General features: G+C 62.3%; 21 protein-coding genes and 1 tRNA gene. 15 read left to right on the top strand and 7 right to left on the bottom strand.

All coding sequences use genetic code 11. The features are described 5' to 3' along the window. The first annotated feature begins 54 nt into the window (after positions 1–54). From ACFCW2_RS13665 to ACFCW2_RS13655, 3 genes are read left to right on the top strand one after another with little or no spacing between them, the layout of a single operon-like run. Positions 55–351: a hypothetical protein gene (locus ACFCW2_RS13665; RefSeq protein ID WP_379547192.1), complete on the top strand. Its 297-nt coding sequence runs from the start codon at positions 55–57 to the stop codon at positions 349–351. 19 nt (positions 352–370) lie between these two features. Next, positions 371–742: a tRNA-binding protein gene (locus tag ACFCW2_RS13660; protein ID WP_379547190.1), complete on the top strand. Its 372-nt coding sequence runs from the start codon at positions 371–373 to the stop codon at positions 740–742. Between the two features lie 18 nt (positions 743–760). Beyond that, positions 761–1,129: a hypothetical protein gene (locus tag ACFCW2_RS13655; protein ID WP_379547189.1), complete on the top strand. Its 369-nt coding sequence runs from the start codon at positions 761–763 to the stop codon at positions 1,127–1,129. Between the two features lie 42 nt (positions 1,130–1,171). Here ACFCW2_RS13655 and ACFCW2_RS13650 read toward each other — a convergent pair whose 3' ends face one another. From ACFCW2_RS13650 to ACFCW2_RS13635, 4 genes are read right to left on the bottom strand one after another with little or no spacing between them, the layout of a single operon-like run. Next, the gene (locus ACFCW2_RS13650) at positions 1,172–1,627 is read right to left on the bottom strand and encodes a GNAT family N-acetyltransferase (RefSeq protein ID WP_379547187.1); all 456 of its coding nucleotides are present in this window, start codon (positions 1,625–1,627) and stop codon (positions 1,172–1,174) included. 2 nt (positions 1,628–1,629) lie between these two features. Then, positions 1,630–2,400 carry a cyclase family protein gene (locus ACFCW2_RS13645; RefSeq protein ID WP_379547185.1) on the bottom strand — a complete coding sequence of 257 codons (771 nt, stop codon included), beginning with the start codon at positions 2,398–2,400 and terminating at the stop codon, positions 1,630–1,632. Next, on the bottom strand, positions 2,400–3,509 hold the full coding sequence (gene aroB / locus ACFCW2_RS13640; RefSeq protein WP_379547183.1) for a 3-dehydroquinate synthase: 1,110 nt from the start codon (positions 3,507–3,509) through the stop codon (positions 2,400–2,402). The genes ACFCW2_RS13645 and aroB overlap by 1 nt, the downstream gene beginning before the upstream one ends. Then, positions 3,500–4,069 carry a shikimate kinase gene (locus ACFCW2_RS13635; RefSeq protein ID WP_379547181.1) on the bottom strand — a complete coding sequence of 190 codons (570 nt, stop codon included), beginning with the start codon at positions 4,067–4,069 and terminating at the stop codon, positions 3,500–3,502. The genes aroB and ACFCW2_RS13635 overlap by 10 nt, the downstream gene beginning before the upstream one ends. Before the next feature lie 84 nt (positions 4,070–4,153). Between ACFCW2_RS13635 and ACFCW2_RS13630 the strand changes: the two genes are divergently transcribed. The 5 genes from ACFCW2_RS13630 (at position 4,154) to ACFCW2_RS13610 (ending at position 9,794) form a co-directional block, all read left to right on the top strand. Further along, on the top strand, positions 4,154–4,330 hold the full coding sequence (locus tag ACFCW2_RS13630) for a hypothetical protein (protein ID WP_379547180.1): 177 nt from the start codon (positions 4,154–4,156) through the stop codon (positions 4,328–4,330). After that, on the top strand, positions 4,330–6,291 hold the full coding sequence (locus tag ACFCW2_RS13625) for a hypothetical protein (RefSeq protein ID WP_379547179.1): 1,962 nt from the start codon (positions 4,330–4,332) through the stop codon (positions 6,289–6,291). The genes ACFCW2_RS13630 and ACFCW2_RS13625 overlap by 1 nt, the downstream gene beginning before the upstream one ends. Beyond that, the gene (locus tag ACFCW2_RS13620) at positions 6,288–7,199 is read left to right on the top strand and encodes a tyrosine recombinase (RefSeq protein ID WP_379547177.1); all 912 of its coding nucleotides are present in this window, start codon (positions 6,288–6,290) and stop codon (positions 7,197–7,199) included. The genes ACFCW2_RS13625 and ACFCW2_RS13620 overlap by 4 nt, the downstream gene beginning before the upstream one ends. Positions 7,200–7,268: 69 nt before the next feature. Then, positions 7,269–8,213: an acetyl-CoA carboxylase carboxyltransferase subunit alpha gene (locus ACFCW2_RS13615; protein ID WP_379547175.1), complete on the top strand. Its 945-nt coding sequence runs from the start codon at positions 7,269–7,271 to the stop codon at positions 8,211–8,213. Between the two features lie 102 nt (positions 8,214–8,315). Then, a complete protein-coding gene (locus tag ACFCW2_RS13610) occupies positions 8,316–9,794 on the top strand; it encodes a M48 family metalloprotease (RefSeq protein WP_379547173.1) in 1,479 nt (492 codons plus the stop codon). 78 nt (positions 9,795–9,872) lie between these two features. Here the strand turns inward: ACFCW2_RS13610 and ACFCW2_RS13605 are convergent, their stop codons facing one another. Together ACFCW2_RS13605 and ACFCW2_RS13600 are read right to left on the bottom strand one after the other, a co-directional pair. Continuing rightward, positions 9,873–10,037 carry a Flp family type IVb pilin gene (locus ACFCW2_RS13605; RefSeq protein ID WP_379547172.1) on the bottom strand — a complete coding sequence of 55 codons (165 nt, stop codon included), beginning with the start codon at positions 10,035–10,037 and terminating at the stop codon, positions 9,873–9,875. Between the two features lie 142 nt (positions 10,038–10,179). After that, entirely contained in the window at positions 10,180–10,335 is a 156-nt protein-coding gene (locus ACFCW2_RS13600) for a Flp family type IVb pilin (protein ID WP_379547171.1), read from the bottom strand. 103 nt (positions 10,336–10,438) lie between these two features. Here ACFCW2_RS13600 and ACFCW2_RS13595 point away from each other — a divergent pair, with 103 nt between their 5' ends. The 5 genes from ACFCW2_RS13595 (at position 10,439) to folE (ending at position 13,764) form a co-directional block, all read left to right on the top strand. Then, on the top strand, positions 10,439–10,870 hold the full coding sequence (locus ACFCW2_RS13595) for a (deoxy)nucleoside triphosphate pyrophosphohydrolase (protein ID WP_379547169.1): 432 nt from the start codon (positions 10,439–10,441) through the stop codon (positions 10,868–10,870). A gap of 49 nt (positions 10,871–10,919) precedes the next feature. Continuing rightward, a tRNA-Arg gene (locus ACFCW2_RS13590) sits at positions 10,920–10,996 on the top strand. 116 nt (positions 10,997–11,112) lie between these two features. Then, the gene (locus ACFCW2_RS13585) at positions 11,113–11,604 is read left to right on the top strand and encodes a hemerythrin domain-containing protein (RefSeq protein WP_379547167.1); all 492 of its coding nucleotides are present in this window, start codon (positions 11,113–11,115) and stop codon (positions 11,602–11,604) included. A gap of 19 nt (positions 11,605–11,623) precedes the next feature. Further along, the gene (locus tag ACFCW2_RS13580; protein ID WP_379547166.1) at positions 11,624–13,162 is read left to right on the top strand and encodes a phospholipase D-like domain-containing protein; all 1,539 of its coding nucleotides are present in this window, start codon (positions 11,624–11,626) and stop codon (positions 13,160–13,162) included. Next, positions 13,159–13,764, top strand: coding sequence for a GTP cyclohydrolase I FolE (gene folE, locus ACFCW2_RS13575; protein WP_379547165.1), 606 nt, complete (start codon positions 13,159–13,161; stop codon positions 13,762–13,764). Before ACFCW2_RS13580 ends, folE begins: the two co-directional genes overlap by 4 nt. A gap of 78 nt (positions 13,765–13,842) precedes the next feature. Here folE and ACFCW2_RS13570 read toward each other — a convergent pair whose 3' ends face one another. Beyond that, positions 13,843–14,322 (bottom strand): peroxiredoxin, encoded by a 480-nt coding sequence (locus ACFCW2_RS13570; protein WP_379547164.1) that lies wholly within the window; start codon positions 14,320–14,322, stop codon positions 13,843–13,845. A 193-nt stretch (positions 14,323–14,515) separates the two neighbouring features. Here ACFCW2_RS13570 and ACFCW2_RS13565 point away from each other — a divergent pair, with 193 nt between their 5' ends. Both ACFCW2_RS13565 and ahcY read left to right on the top strand, forming a co-directional pair. Beyond that, entirely contained in the window at positions 14,516–15,151 is a 636-nt protein-coding gene (locus tag ACFCW2_RS13565) for a hypothetical protein (protein WP_379547162.1), read from the top strand. A gap of 185 nt (positions 15,152–15,336) precedes the next feature. Beyond that, positions 15,337–16,758 (top strand): adenosylhomocysteinase, encoded by a 1,422-nt coding sequence (gene ahcY, locus ACFCW2_RS13560; protein ID WP_379547161.1) that lies wholly within the window; start codon positions 15,337–15,339, stop codon positions 16,756–16,758. Positions 16,759–16,880: the final 122 nt, after the last annotated feature.

The following is a 16,880-nucleotide window of genomic DNA, read 5'->3' as shown; positions in this document are numbered from 1 at the left end:
TTTGTTGATATTGTGTGGTATGGATTGAACCGCGCAAGCAGCAGGGAGGAAGAGATGGCACGCAGAGGAGTCGGTTACTTCGACAAGAAGGGGCATTTCTTTAAAAACCCCGACGATGCGACCACCAGCGATTTGTCCGCCTTGCTGGGGCAGATCGGGGAGGGCGACTCTCTCGCCCCCGGTATTGCCCACATGCTGCTGGATAAGCGAGCCGAGCTTGAGGCGATCTTTGCCGAGCACGATGCGATGATTGCCGATCTGGACGAAGGGAACGTGGCCTCGATTGGTGACCACAGCAATGTTGCCGTTCTCGCCGATCATGATCCCTCTGCACAGGACAAGACCGGCTGATTTCCGGCTTCGCGACTCCATGCACGTCAACCACAGCCACGAAGAACCAGCGGCGCAGGAAATCACCTTCGACGATTTTCTGAAGGTGGATATCCGCGTGGGGGTTATCGTCTCGGCAGACGATTTCCCCGAGGCCCGCAATCCGGCTTATAAATTGGTGATCGATTTCGGCCCGGCCATCGGGGAAAAGAAAAGCTGCGCACAGATTGTTGCGAATTACCAGCGTGCAGAGCTGGTCGGCCGACAGGTCGCCGCCGTGGTCAATTTCCCGCCGCGCCAGATCGGGCCAGCCATGTCCGAAGTCCTGACACTGGGCTTTGCTGACGAGGCGGGCGAGGTGGTTCTCTTTGCGCCCGACAGCGCCGTGCCCATCGGCTCGCGGCTGTTCTAACCATTGGAGCTTGAACGCATGCGGATTGCCCCCCTGACCATTCTGAGCGCAGCGCTCCTGATGAGTTCATGCGTGGCTTCTGGCGACCCGCAGCCAGAGCCGGTGCCGGAGGGCGAGCATGGCTACTCCAGCGCGGATGCCGCCAGCTGCGCTGCGAAGAACGGCAGTTATCAGAGACGCGGCATGATGGGGCAGTATTCTTGCGCGGTGCCCTATGCAGATGCCGGAAAAACCTGCTCGGCGGCGTCCGATTGCGAAGGCCAGTGCCGTGTCGCTGACTCGTCCGCCAAACCGGTCACCGGCCAGTGCCAGGCGACGGACGATCCGTTCGGATGCTACGAATATATCAGCGACAGCGGCGAAGTGGTTGGCATCTGTGTCGATTAGGCGAAAACAAAGCTCCGCCCACATTTTGCCGGACCCGACGCGTCACAGATCGAGATGATAGCACTGGTTGTGCGGTCCGTTCGTATAACCGGCAAAGGCATCGCCCTGTGCAAACCCGTATTTTCGATAGAGCGCGATGGCAGCGGCAAAATCTTCGCTGGTGCCCGTTTCCAGACTTAGGCGCCGGACGCCTTGGGTGCGCGCGCGTTCGATAATGGCCTCCAGTGCGGCGCGTCCCGCTCCGAGCCCGCGATACTGAGGGTCGGCCCGCATGGATTTGATCTCGGCATGGTGCGGTGAGAGCTGCTTTAGAGCGCCAACCGCCGCCAGAGCGCCTCCTTCGCGGCACGCGAAAAGGGTAATCTCCGGGCCGGCTAACCCCGTCAGATCGAGCGCAAAGCTTGTGCCCGGCGGCGAAATGGCGTGCATGTCCCGCTGGTGCATTTCGAGCAGAGCGCAGACTTGCGGATCATCCAGACCGGTCTCGCTCACCTGCATGGTCACTCCTCCACAATCGCCACCGCGCGGATCCAGCCAGCGCTGGCCCGTTCGATCTTCACCGGGAAGCAGCTGAGGGTGAAGCCGGTGGCGGGGAGGGCTTCGAGATTGGTCAGTTTCTCGATCTGGTAATAGGGGCGGATGCGCCCGGCCTTGTGGCCTTCCCAGATGATCGAGGGGTCGCGGGTTTCGGCCCATTTCTTGGCCGTGTGGCTGAACGGGGCGTCCCAGCTCCATGCGTCGGTGCCGACCACTTCCACGCCGTTGGCGGTGAGGTAGAGCGTTGCTTCTGCGCCTAGACCCACGCCCTGATCGGTGAAGTTCTCCGTGCCATAAACCGCGCCTGACTGGACCAGCACAATATCGAGCGGCTGGAGCGTGTGGCCGATGCGCGCCAGCTCTGCTTCGACTTCTGCGGCGGTGACAACATGGCCGTGCGGCAGACCGGAAAAATCGAGCTTCACACCGGGGCGCAGGAAACGGTCGAGCGGAGCCTCGTCGATGCTGGGCGCGGCCTTGCCTCCATCATCGGTGGTCGAGTGATAATGCCACGGCGCGTCCATATGGGTGCCGTTATGGGTTGAGAGCTCCAGCATTTCGACCGCCCAACCTTCGCCATCGGGCAGGTCGTCTTTCTCCAGACCCGGAAAGAACATCGCGATCTGCTCCCACGTGTTTTCGTGGGTCATGTACTGGATTTTCGGGCGCATCACCTCGGGGTCGGAGATCACGTCATTGGTGATCGGGATCGACAGGTCGACGAAACGGGGCATCAGTGCGCCTGCAATTGTTCGGTCAGGAACGCGGCGATGTCGGCCATGTCCACATCATGCGCCAGATAAGCCTCGCCGATACTGCGCAGCAGGATGAAGGGGAGGGTGCCGGCATCCATCTTCTTGTCGTGGAGCATGTGGTCCGCCAGAGTCTGCCCGCTGCAATCGAGGCCCAATGCGGCGAGTTCCGACGGCAAGCCTGCCGCGGCAATCGCACTCGCAACAGTGTCGGCATCGCCCGCGCTGATCTCGCCGCGCCGCGCCGAATACCGCGCCGCCAGAACCATGCCCAGCGCAACGCCTTCCCCGTGCAGAAGCCGGTCCGAAAAGCCGGTCTCTGCTTCCAGCGCGTGTCCGAACGTGTGCCCGAGATTGAGCAGCGCCCGTGCACCGCTGGTCTCGCGCTCGTCCTCGGCCACGATTCGCGCCTTGGCCGCAACGCTGCGCGCGACGGCCTCTTCCAGCGCGGCTTCCTGATGGGCGAGAACCGCATTCCCGTGCTCGCCCAACCACGCAAAAAATTCTGCATCGCCGAGGATGCCGTATTTGATGACCTCGGCATAACCAGCGCGCATTTCGCGTTCCGGCAACGTGGCGAGGGTGTCGGTGTCGGCCAGCACCAGCGAAGGCTGATGGAACGCCCCGACCAGATTCTTGCCCGCCGCCGTATTGATCGCGGTCTTCCCGCCAACCGAGCTGTCAACTTGCGACAACAGCGTGGTGGGCAGCTGGATAAATCCGCAACCGCGCTTCAGGATCGCGCAAGCAAAGCCGGTCAGATCGCCGACCACGCCGCCGCCCAGCGCCATCACATGGTCGCCGCGTTCCACACCCTGTTCCAGCAGCCAGTCGATCAGGGTCTGCAGGCCGGACCAGCTCTTCGATCCTTCGCCGGGTTCCACCAGATAAAGCGCATGGTCCTTGCCCGCGCTCCGGAGCGAGGCGACCAGCGTCTCGCCATGCGCATCCCATGCATTGCGGTCCGCGACAATGGGCACGGTGTTCTTGCGCAACAGCGCGCCCGCATGATGCGCGGCCTCGCCCAGCAAGCCGCGGCCTACCCGCACCTCATAGGACCGGCCAGCCAAAGCGACGGGAATTACAGCCATCGGTCGATTGCCTCCAAAATCATTGTCGCCGTTTCCGCATGGGGGCCATTTTTGCTGACAATCCGAACGGGAGCCTCCCCGTACAGGGGCGCACGCTCGGTATGCAGTCTGGTGAGGATTTCTGCCGGGTCGCCCTGTTTCAGCAGGGGCCGCGTATTGCGGCGGCTGGTCCGTTCCACCAGAGTTTCGATATCGCAATCGATCCACACGCCAATGGCTTTTTCCAGTATCAGCGCTCGCGTCTCGGGATCGACAAATGCGCCTCCACCGGTGGCTATGACCCCGTGGCCTTCCTCGATCAGCCGGGCAATCACGCGGCGCTCTCCGTCACGGAAAACCGCCTCGCCGTGTTTCTCGAAAATCTCTGCCACCGACAGCTGGGCTGCCTCTTCGATGGCGGTGTCGGCGTCGATAAAGCTGCGCTGTGACAGCTCCGCCAGCTTGCGCCCGACAGTCGATTTGCCCACGCCCATCAGGCCCACCAGCACGATCGGGCGGGTAATCCGCCGCGCGATGGCCGCAATCTGCGGATTGTCCAACGGTTCGCTGTGGGTATCCATTGTCGCCGGACGTAGAGATAGGCTAGGGCGCTTGCAACCAAGGGCGCAGTTGCGCCTGCCAAGAAGAATTAGGGTAGCGGATTGATGATCGATGCGCAGAAGGCTGGCGGCATGCGTAGGACCGGAGTGATCATCGCGGTGGGCGCGGCACTGCTACTGGTCTGGGCATGGTGGGACGGCGGCGAGCAATCGCTGGTGCCGATGGAGCATCCGGTGGTTCTCCCGTCGGAGCTGTCCGGCGATCTGGCGGAGGGCCAATAATGAAGCGTGGATTGCTAACCGGTGCAGGTGCACTGGCGCTGGGCGCGGCTCTGGTCGTGGGCGGCGTGTCGGGCCAGTGGGCTGGCAACGGGGCTCTGGCTCAGGATGCGCCCGAAAGCCTGCTTCCGCCCGGTTTCGACGATCCCGCGCCCGCGCCAGCCCCCGCTCCCGCGCCAGCACCAGCGCCGGCTCCGCGCCCTGCGCCGCCGCCTGCATCGCGGCCCGCACCGGCTCCGGCACCCGCACCCGCTACAAGCCCGCGCCCGCAAGGCACACCGGTTGTCCAGCCTCTGCCCGGAGGGGGCGGGGCGGCTGCACCCAGCGCGCCTGCCCGTCCGGCAACCGGCGGCGGCGGCACGGCGACTGCTTCCGATGGCCTGCCATCGCTGGCCGATCTGGAGCGGCTGGAAACAGACGAGCTGGACGCGCTGCTGGGTCTGCGCCCGCGCACCGATATTCCGCCCGCCGCACGCCGTTCGCTCGGCCAGGTCGGCATCCTTGCCCCGGCAGAGGGCGGCTTGCCGACCGGCTCGCTCGCGCGGCAACCGGCATCGCTGGTTCGTGCGGCCTTGTCGGGGACGGACGGGCAACTGGTCTCGCGCTGGGGCCACATCATGCTCCGCCGCGCGCTAGCCAGCCGTCTGGCCGCGCCAGAGGGGATGGACCCGGTTACCTTCGCTGCCCTGAGGGCGCGCCTGCTCAACCGGATGGGCGAGCATGCGGCGGCGCGCGCGATTGTGCAGGATATCGATACCGAAGACTGGAACAACGCCTTGGCTGGCGGCGCGATCAACGCGTATCTCGGCACGTCCGACATTATCGGCATTTGCCCGCTGGCGCGCTATCGCGGTGATGTGCGCGAGGGCGAGCAGTGGAACCTGCTCCGGTCAATCTGCAACGCCTATGCCGGCGAAACGGGCCGCGCGCGGCGCGAAATCGGCAAGATGCGGTCTGATGGCGATGTGCCGGTGATCGATGCCTTGCTGGCCCAGCGCTATGCCGGGGCGGCGGGCGAGGGGCGCAGCGCGGTCAATCTGGAATGGGATGACGTGGAGGAACTGACCCCGTGGCGCTTTGCCATGGCCAATGCTCTGGGGGCGGAGATTCCGGCCAATTTGCTGGAGGATGCGGGGCCTTATTACCAGCGGATCGCGGCGACCATGCCCATGCTGTCATTCGAACAGCGCATTCCGGCGGCGCGGGTTGCCGCGCAGGCAGGCGTTTTGTCGAGCGAGGCGCTGGTCGATCTCTACTCGCAATATTACGCGCTGTCGGGCCGTGAAGGCGATATCGGCGAAGACGCGCTCCGCCTGCGTGTCGCTTATGTGAATGAGGACCCGGCCCTGCGCATCTCCGCCATTCGCGGGCTGTGGGGCAGCACGAATGCGCAACCCGATTATGACCGGCAGATCCTCACCGCCTATGCTGCGGCCCGCGTCCCGGCCGATGCGAATTTCGAGGAAGATGCCGCCGATCTGATTGCGTCGATGCTCGCAGCTGGTCTCGATCAGGACGCGCTGCAATGGGCAAGCGTCGTCTCCGAGGGGAGCGAGGGCTGGGCACTGCTTGCTCTGGCCCAGCCGCAGCGGGCCAACCCGGTGGACGAAGGCGCGGTCGATTCCTTCCTTGGTGACGATGAAAGTGCAGAGCAGCGCAAATCGGGCTTTCTGATTGCGGGCCTGGCCGGTCTGGGCCGGTTGGAGGCCGATGCTGTCTCGGAATATGATGCGGATCTGGGTCTGCGATTTGCCCGCGAAACCGCGTGGAGCCGGGCGATCGATCAGGCGGGCGAGGCACAAAACAGCGCGCTGGTGGCGATTCTTGCCGGGCTGGGCATGCAGGGGGCGAGCTGGGACAAGATGACCCCGCGCCACCTCTATCATATCGTGCGCGCACTCGACCGGTCGGGCCTTTCGGCAGAGGCAAGGATGATCGCGGCAGAGGCGGTCGCGCGGGGATGACGGTGCCGGCGCACACCCCTTCGCAAACACAGGGCGGCGCTATCGAGGAATTTCTGATGATGCTGGCTGCAGAGCGCGGTGCAGCGGCGAACACACTGGCGGCCTACCGCCGTGACCTTACCGGGGCAGAGGAGCTGATCGGCGATCTGGCTTCGGCTGACCGCAAGGATTTGCAGGGGCTGGGTGCGCAATGGTCCGCCCTCGCGCCCGCGACGGTCGCGCGCAAAGCATCGGCCCTGCGTCAGTTTTACGCCTTTCTACAGGACGAGAACCTGCGCGGCGATGATCCCTCGGACGCCTTGCCCCGGCCTGTGCCGCGCCGTCCGCTGCCCAAAATCCTCTCGCATGACGATATTGCTGCGCTCTTCGCGCTCGCAGAGGAAGAGGCCGCAGGCGACGCTCCGCTTGCCGTACGCACATTGGCGCTGCTGGAAATGCTTTACGGCTCCGGCTTGCGGGCCACCGAGCTGGTTTCCCTGCCCATGGCCGCGATCCCGCGCGATGCGCCGTTTCTGACGGTGACGGGGAAGGGCGGACAAGCGCGCATGGTGCCGGTCAGCGGCAGGGCGAAAACGGCTTTGTCGCGCTGGGCAGATCTGCGCCCCGACGACGGCTCGTCCCATCTCTTCCCCTCGCGGGCCGGACATTTGTCGCGGATACGTTTGTTCCAGCTGGTCAAGGCTCTGGCAGGCCGCGCGGGTCTGGACCCGGCGAAGATCAGCCCGCATGTCTTGCGCCATGCCTTTGCCACGCATTTGCTGGAAGGCGGGGCGGACTTGCGCGTCTTGCAAACCCTGCTCGGCCATGCCGACATCGCCACCACGCAGATATACACCCATGTCGACGCATCCCGGCTCGTCGCGCTGGTCAATGAACGGCATCCTTTGGCCAAATCGTCAACAGCTTAGCTGCGATAGCTGCACCTCCGGTTCGCACTGCGCTTGCGAAGGGCAGGGGAGCGGAGTAGCGACAATTCCATGAATTCCTATCTCGAGTTCGAAAAGCCGATTGCCCAGCTGGAAGCGCGCATTGCCGAATTGCGCAGCGCTGCCGAGGGCGATGACGTCGACATCTCCAACGAGCTGAAGCGGCTCGAGCAGAAGTGCACCGATCTGGTGGCGAGCACCTATGCCTCGCTGACGCCGTGGCAAAAAACGCAGGTCGCGCGCCATCCGGCACGCCCGCATTTCCGCGACTTTGTGAACCACGCCTTCGAGGATTTCGTGCCTTTGGGCGGGGACCGCAATTACGGCGAAGACGAAGCGATTATCGGCGGCTTCGCGAAGTTGAAGGGCCGGCGCGTCATGCTGATCGGGCATGAGAAAGGCCACGACACGGAAAGCCGCCTGAAACACAATTTCGGAATGGGTAAGCCGGAAGGCTATCGCAAGGCGATCCGTCTGATGGAAATGGCCGGACGGTTTGGCCTGCCGGTGGTCACTCTGGTCGATACATCGGGGGCATTCCCGGGCGTCGAGGCGGAGGAGCGCGGCCAGGCCGAAGCGATTGCCCGCGCGACCGAGGCGTGTCTTGCCCTGCCGGTGCCGATGGTCGCCACCATTGTGGGCGAGGGCGGTTCGGGCGGTGCGGTGGCGCTGGCCAGCGCCGAGCGGGTGCTGATGTTCCAACATGCGGTCTATTCCGTGATCTCTCCCGAAGGTTGCGCTTCGATCCTGTGGCGAACGGCGGAAAAAGCGCCCGATGCAGCGGATGCGATGAAAATAACTGCGCAGGATCTCAAGAGGTTGGGCGTGATTGATCGCATCGTGACCGAGCCGGTTGGCGGGGCGCATCGCGACCCCGAAGCCGCCTGTGCCCGGCTGGCCGAGACGATTTCCGACGAGCTCGACAAATTGGTCAAAGTGCCGACAGCCGAGCTGCAAAAACTGCGGGAAGACAGGTTTTTACAACTCGCGGGGTAGACTTTGGGGAACCCGACGGGTTTGAAATAGGTTAAGGACCTATTGAAGACGCTGCGGTTGGTGGGCCGGGCGTATGTTGAACCGTGCGGGGAGCCACAACTGATGAATACCTTGAAATTTGCGAAACTTGCGTCGGCCGGTGCGATGGCTGTGGCCCTGTCCGGCTGTCTGGCAAGCGGCGCGCCCATTCCGAGCGCTTCGGCCCCCATCACCCAGTCCGAAGCGCAGCAGGGCGCAGAGGCGCATCCGCAATTGCTGGCCGAATTTGGCGGCGCGATGACCGGTCCCTACGCGCAATATGTCGAGCAGGTGGGGCAGAACATCGCGGTACAGTCGGGCCTCGGCAATGCCCGCAGTTCGTTCACCGTGTCGCTGGTCAACAGCCCGATCAACAACGCTTTCGCGATCCCCGGCGGCTATGTGTACACCACGCGTCAGCTGGTCACATTGATGAACAACGAGGCCGAGCTGGCCGGGGTTCTGGGGCACGAGGTCGCTCATGTCGCGGCCCGCCACTCGCAGCGCCGCCAGCAGGCCGCGCAGCGAAACTCCATTCTCGGGGCGGCGGGGGCAATCCTGTCCGGGGTTCTGCTTGGCAATAGCGGTGTCGGCGACACGCTCTCGCGCGGTATTCTGCAGGGTTCGCAATTGCTTACGCTGCGCTTCTCGCGCAGTCAGGAACTGGAAGCGGACGAGCTGGGCATCCAGTATCTGACCCGCGCCGGTTACGATCCGATGGCGATGTCCACCGTTCTGCGCAGCCTCGCGCTGCAGAACAATCTCGACGCGCAGATTCAGGGCCGCGGCAATGCGACCATCCCGGCCTGGGCCTCGACCCACCCCGATCCGGCGAGCCGGGTGCAAACCGCTGCTGCCAAGGCGCAGGGTTTGTCCGGAAATGTCACCAACCGCGACACATTCCTGACGCGAATCGACGGCATGATTTACGGCGACGATCCCGAGCAGGGCATTGTCGAGGGACGGCAGTTCATCCATCCCGATCTGCGCCTGTCTTTCACCGCGCCGAACGGATTTTATATGGTCAACGGCACCCGCGCCGTGTCGATCAATGGGCAAAGCGGGAAGGCACAGCTGACGCTGGCGCCGTATAATGGCAATCTGAACACCTATGTGAACAAGGTGTTCTCCGATCTGGCCGGTGAAGGGCAGACCATCACCCCGTCGAATCTCCAGCGCACGACCGTGAACGGGCTACCGGCCGTCTACGGCACGGCGCGCGTGAACAATGGCAGCAGCCAAGTGGATGTGGTGGTTTTTGCCTACGAGTTTGCGAATGACCGGGCCTATCACTTCCAGGCGATTACGCAGGCGGGCAAATCGAACGTCTTTTCGTCCATGTTCCAGTCGATGCGGCGGATTTCCCAAGCCGAGGCCGACAAGGTTGTGCCGCGCAAGCTGGATGTGGTGACCGTACGTTCGGGCGATACCGTCTCTTCGCTGGCCAATCGCATGGCCTATACCAATGCGCAGGAAACGCGGTTCCGTGTGCTCAACGGTCTGTCGACTGGTGAAACTTTGCGCGCAGGTCAGAAAGTGAAGATCGTCGTTCGCGGCAACTGATACCGCTTTCGGTTCGGGCAAAAGAAAAGGGCGGCAGGTTTCCCTGCCGCCCTCTCTTTTTGCCGTGTAGGCCGCGTCTTACGAAGACAGCGTGTCCGACACTTCGGTGAACGTAGCGTCGAGCTCGTCACCCAGGGTGCTCATGGCGCCCATTGCAGCGACGGCGATCAGAGCAGCGATCAGGCCGTACTCGATAGCGGTTGCACCCTGTTCGTCACGGACGAGGTTCTTGAGGAATTTCATGTGTAGTCTCCTGGTTCTTGGTCTTCGTTACCCGATCCGCTGTGGCTCTTTCCGCAGCGGGTGATTTGGTTTCTAGGAGCGAGGCGTTGACAAATTGCTAATGCGGTGAAACATTTTGTAAGCTCAGCCGTCAGTCGCGAAATCAGGACCCGCGCGCGTCGCTCACTTCCTCCGACACATCATCCCACATATCGATGGTTTCGGTGCCCACACCGGTGACCGCGCCGATCATGGTGAGGAACACCAGAGCAAGGATCAGGCCGTATTCGATCGCGGTTGCGCCTGATCGATCAGTCAAGATTGCTTTGAACAAATTGTGCACGCATTCACCTGTGGGTTCTGTGGGGTTAGGTACCTCATCGGATATCAGCGTAAAATTTGGGTAAAGATTGCAGGCGGATATGGAAAAAAATCTGACACCCATGCTGGTCGTGGCCGCTGCGGCCCTGCGCGGAGACGGAACGGTCCTGCTGCACCGCCGTCCTGCGGGCGCCGATCATGCCGGTTTGTGGGAATTCCCCGGCGGGAAGGTGGAACCGGGCGAAGACACCCGTCCTGCCCTGGTCCGCGAAATAGCCGAAGAGTGCGGTGTTGTGCTGGAGGCGGGCTCGCTCGAACCGGTATCGTTTGCCGCCGGAAAGACGGCGTCGGGGGAGCGCGAACTGGTGTTGCTCCTCTTTACAACGACCCGTTTCACTGGAGAACCGCAGTCGCTGGAAGGCGGCGAATGGCGCTGGCATCCTCTGGCGCAGGCCGCTCGCCTGAAGATGTCTCCACTCGATCGGCAATTGCTGGGGGCACTAATTGCGCATGAGAGGGCGAAGGGCGAGTAAAGGGGATTGCCATCCCCGGAGCACGCCCGTATGTGCCCACCTCCAATGCGCACCCGTAGCTCAGCTGGATAGAGTACCTGACTACGAATCAGGGGGCCGGAGGTTCGAATCCTTCCGGGTGCGCCATAAAAAGGGACTGGCCCCGATAGGGGTCGGTCCCTTTTTTGATTCCGCCTCGTGATATCGGAACCTCACCCCCTTTCTCTGTGTTGAATAGCTAAACACATTGAAAGGAAGCACCTATGTCCGATGCACAAGGCATCTTCACCCGCCTGAAGGAAGATCACGACCACCACCGCGAGCTGCTCGACCAGATGGCCGAGACCAGTGGCGAGACCGAGCGGCGCAAGGAACTGCTCGAGAAATTCACCAAAGAAGTGAAATCGCACGCCGCCGCCGAGGAGCAGGCACTCTATTCCACCATGCTCCGCAAGCCGCCGACCACCGATGACACGCGTCACTCTGTTGCCGAGCACCACGAGCTGGACGAAGCGCTCAACGATCTGGCCGCCACAGATATGTCCTCGCCCGCATGGATGGCGAAGTTCAAACAGCTCGACCACGATTACCGCCACCACATCGAGGAAGAGGAGGAAGACCACTTCCCCGATTTCGAAGAGCATCTGAACGATGACGACATCGCCCACATGGAAAAGGTCTTCGATCGCCGGAAGAAGGAAGAGAAGGCCGAGGCGGAAGTGACTCCGGAAAGCAAGGATGCGGCGAAGGAATAAATCCCCTAGCTAGGCCGCGATGAAAAGCGGTGATCCAACAGACAGTGCGCCCGCGCTCGACCAGTCGGCCGAGCCGGGCGTCTGGCGTTTCGGGCTGGCCGAGCGGGCTTCCGTCATCGTCGATGCCGAAGGCTACTTCGCGCATATGCAGCAGGCGATGCTGAATGCCCGGCGCAGGATCATGCTGGTGGGTTGGGATTTCGATACCCGCATCCATCTCTCGCAAGGCCGCCGATGGTATGAGCGTCCTGCGGACAACTCCTATCCCGAACGACTGGGCAGCTTTCTCAGCTGGCTGGTCCGCCACCGTGACGAACTGGAGATTCGCGTTCTCAAATGGGGGCTGTCTTTCTTCCAGCTCGGCGCGCGGGGCTCGATGCTGGTCGATCTGCTGCGCATGTGGCCCAAGAAGCGGATCACGTTCAAATTCGACACCCAGCATCCGGTCGGCTGCACCCATCACCAGAAACTCGCTGTGCTGGACGAGAAGCTGGCGGTGTGTGGCGGGATCGATCTGACGCATGACCGGTGGGACACGCGCGAGCACAAGGAAATCGATTCCAGAAGACGGCGTCCGCGCGGCAAGACTTATGGTCCATGGCACGACATAACCTTCATGATGGAAGGGCCGATTGCGGGGGAACTGTCCGACCTGTGCCGCGCGCGCTGGCAGAGGGCGGGGGCGGGCAAGCTGGAGGATCTGGAGCCGGCAGAGAAAAGCCTGTGGCCCGAAAAGCTCTCGGTTGATTTCGAAGACGTCGAAATCGGCATCGCACGGACCCGGGCCGAATACGAAGATACCTCGCCGATATGCGAGATCGAGACACTGATGCTCGATCAGATCGCGGCGGCGGAGCGCTTCATCTATATCGAGAATCAGTATTTCACCTCGCGCAAGATCGCCGATGCGATCATCAAGCGCTTGGAAGAGGAAAACCCGCCCGAAATTGTCCTGGTCCATCCGCAACACGCCGAAGGCTGGCTTGAGCGGCAGGCCATGGATCACGCCCGATCCGCGCTGGTGCGGCTGATTGGGGAGGCGGACAAGCACAACCGGTTCCGCGTCTATGTGGCGTGGACCGGCGACACCCCGATCTACATCCATGCCAAGCTGATGATTGTCGATGACCGCATTCTCAGGATCGGATCGGCCAATCTCAACAACCGTTCCATGGGCCTCGACAGCGAATGCGACGTATTCATCGATTGCGACCGCGAGGCCAATCGCGGCAAGGGCTTCGAGGAGACGATCCGCGATTTGCGCACCTCGCTGCTCGCCGAACATTGCGGAGTGGGAGAAGGGACTATGGCCCAGCTAGTCGAATCGCTTGGCTCCATGCACAAGGCCATCGAACGCTTTGGAGCGGACGGTGTGCGTGCCTTGCGTCCTTTTGAACTTCCTGAATTGGGAGACACAGAAGAGGCGCTGGCCGGATCGCAGTTTTTCGATCCCGAGCATCCGGACGATATGTTCGAACCGTTTGCCCATGGGGGGCTGTTCCGCGAAGGAAGCCGTCTCGGCAGGCTGCGCGACAAGTTGAAGAGGAAGAGTGGATGAGCGACACCAACGGGCAGGACAGCCTACCGACCAAGCCCGACGTGCCCGAGCATGTGCAGGATGCCATCCGCACCCTGATCGAATGGACCGGCGACGATCCTAAACGCGAAGGCTTGCTCGACACGCCCAAGCGGGTCGCGCGTGCGTGGAAGGAATATTGCCAGGGCTACGAGCACGACCCGGCCCTCCACCTGTCGCGCGTGTTCGAGGAAGTGGGCGGCTACGAGGAGATCGTGCTGCTCAAGGACATTCCGTTCCAGAGCCATTGCGAGCATCATATGGCACCCATCATCGGCAAGGCCGCGATTGCCTATCTGCCGACGGACAAGGTGGTCGGAATTTCCAAGCTTGCCCGTGTGCTGCACGGCTATGCCCGCCGCCTGCAGATTCAGGAGCGCCTGACTGCAGAAGTGGCGGAGTGCATCTGGGACAACCTCCAGCCGCGCGGCGTCGCTGTGGTGATCGACGCCAGCCATGCCTGCATGACCGCCCGTGGCGTACGCACGCCGGGTGTCTCCATGGTCACCAGCCGCATGATGGGGACTTTTCTGGAAGACCAGCGCAGCCGGAAAGAAGTGCTAAGCCTGATGGGGTATGGCTGAGCAGGCTCGGCATCTCTTTTGGACACAAAAAAGGGCGCCTCGATGGGCGCCCTTTTCGTATCCGGTTGGCTCGACCAATCAAAGCTGGCCGAGCATGTGCTCCGCGCTGGAGACCGAGAAATCGCCCGGTGCTTCGACATTCAGCTCGGTCACTTTGCCGTCGTCGACGATCATTGAATAGCGCTGGCTCCGCTGGCCAAGGCCAAAGCCGCTGCCGTCCATGGTCAGGCCGATGGCTTCGGCAAATTCGCCATTGCCGTCTGCCAGCATGGTTACGCCTTCGCCGCCATCGGCTTTGCTCCATGCGCCCATCACGAAGGGATCATTGACCGAGGTGCAGACCACTTCGTCCACGCCCTTGGCTTTGAGCGCATCTACATTCTCGACATAGCCGGGCAGATGCTTGGCCGAGCAGGTCGGGGTGAACGCGCCGGGGACCGCGAAGAGCGCCACTTTGCGGCCCTTGAAAAACTCGCCGGACTGGACCTGTTCGGGGCCGGCCTCGGTGGCTTTCACCATCTTTACGTCGGGAAGGGTGTCGCCTTTGGAAATGGTCATGCTGTTCAATGTCCTTGCGTTGGATGACGGGAATTCTCGCTTTCCAACATAGGACACCGCAGTCGGCTTGCAAGCCGGAGGAGAGGCCACCGCGTGGTTAAAAGCGCTTTACTTCGGCGGTTTAAACATTCGTAAACCCGGCGCGTCATTTCGGGCTCCAGCAAGCAGGGGTGCTTGCACAGGGGAGACCAGAATGATGACCAGAAATTTCCGACTCGCAGCGGGCTGCATGGCCGCGCTCGTATCCACGACATCCGCCGCCGCGGCGACCGAGGGGACGACTGAGGACGTGACCGAAGTCGCCGCGACCAGTGATGTCAGCACCGTTGCTGCCGTTGCCACCGACACAGCTGTGATCGAGCCCGCTGTTGCCACGCCAGCCGCGCCCGTCACCTCCATCGGGCCGGTGCCGGCCGCTGTGACCAAGCTCGAAACAGCCAAGGCGGTGCGCGAGCTCGATATCATGCTGATGGTCAGCTCGCTCGTCTGCCGCCACAGCGCACACGATTTTCAAGCCGAATACCGGGCGTTCTCGGCCCGCCACCTTCCGGAGCTCAATGCAGCGAGCCGGCTGATGCAGGCAGAGCTTGTCGCGCAGCACGGCCAGAAGGGCGCAAAACGCGCGCTGGACCGTATCAGTGTCCGCATGGCGAACACCTTTGGGCAGGGCCATCCCACAATGGATTGTTCCGAACTGAAAGTGGCCACGGCCGAGCTCGCCGCCCGGGCGCCGGGCGAGCAGCTCTATATGACAGCCGTCGCCATGCTGAAGCAGCCGGCGCAGGGCCCGCAGCCGGCCCAGCCAGCGCTGGCGATTGCGGTGAAGTAGCACCCGACACGTAACAAACGGGACGTCCCTGGGCCCCGGCTCGCAAGGAAAATGCGGGTCGGGGCGACCAGGCGACTTCACGATATAAAGATATCTTTATATTTGCTCTTGGAAGGGGAGGCCGCTAAAGCGCAGCCAACCCTTTTGGTGGTTCGTTCGCGGACCGCCCAACTCCTGAGGAGCAAATGATGGCTACTGCCGCACTGGAAAAAGATTACATCATCAAGGATATCGGCCTCGCCCAGTACGGGCGTGACGAAATCGCGATTGCCGAAACGGAAATGCCGGGCCTGATGGCTCTGCGCGAGGAATATGGCGCAGCGCAGCCTTTGAAGGGCGCGCGCATCACCGGATCGCTGCACATGACCATCCAGACCGCCGTTCTGATTGAAACGCTGGTTGCTCTGGGCGCAGAAGTTCGCTGGGCAACCTGCAACATCTTCTCGACGCAGGATCACGCCGCTGCGGCGATCGCCGATCAGGGTATCCCTGTGTTCGCGATCAAGGGCGAAACGCTGGCTGATTACTGGGACTATGTCGGCCGCATTTTCGATTGGGCGACGGAAGACGATGCCGATCTGACGGCCAACATGATCCTCGACGATGGCGGCGATGCCACCATGTTCGCGCTGTGGGGCGCGCGTCTGGAAGCGGGCGAAACCATGCCCGAGCCGCAGAACGCCGAAGAAATCGAGATGCAGAAGGCGCTGAAGGCCTACATCGCGAAGAAGCCGGGCTACCTCACCAAGAGCGTCCAGAACATCAAGGGCGTGTCGGAAGAGACGACCACCGGCGTGATGCGCCTGTATCAGATCGCCAAGGCCGGCAAGCTGCCGTTCCCCGCGATCAATGTGAATGACAGCGTGACCAAGTCGAAGTTCGACAACCTTTACGGTTGTAAGGAATCGCTGGTCGACGCGATCCGCCGCGCCACCGACGTGATGCTGGCCGGCAAAGTCGCCTGCGTCGCCGGTTACGGCGATGTCGGCAAGGGCTCGGCCGCTTCGCTGCGCGATGGCGGCGCCCGTGTGATGGTCACCGAGATCGATCCGATCTGCGCGCTGCAGGCGGCGATGGACGGCTTCGAAGTGGTGACGATGGAAGAGGCGACCAAGCGCGCCGATATCTTCTGTACCGCGACCGGCAATGAAGACGTGATCACCGCCGAGCACATGAAGAGCATGAAGAACATGGCGATCGTGTGCAATATCGGCCACTTCGACAGCGAGATCCAGATTTCCGCGCTCGACAATTACGACTGGAAGGAAATCAAGGAAGGCACCGACCTCGTCACCTTCCCCGATGGCAAGAGCCTGCTGATCCTCGCCAAGGGTCGCCTCGTCAATCTGGGCTGCGCCACCGGCCACCCCAGCTTCGTGATGAGCGCCAGCTTCACCAACCAGACGCTGGCCCAGATCGAGCTGTACACGAATCCTGGGCAGTACGAGAACGACGTCTACGTTCTGCCCAAACATCTCGACGAGAAGGTTGCCGCGCTGCATCTGGAAAAACTCGGCGTGATGCTGACCCAGCTTTCGAACAAGCAGGCCGATTATATCGGTGTGCCGCAGGAAGGCCCGTTCAAGCCGGATCACTACCGCTACTGATCCAAAAAAGTATGCGGCAGAAGCGAATGTTATGCTTCTGTCGTTGCACTTTTTCGCTAAAAGAGGAGCCCCTGCCGATTGGCGGGGGCTTTTCATTTGGGCAGACGTTGCATCCCCGGTGC

Origin of the sequence: Qipengyuania algicola (genome assembly GCF_042492175.1) — a bacterium.
GTDB lineage: Bacteria > Pseudomonadota > Alphaproteobacteria > Sphingomonadales > Sphingomonadaceae > CAJXSN01.
The sequence above is the reverse complement of the archived record's forward strand: the minus strand, read 5'-3'. Positions and strand labels throughout refer to the sequence as shown.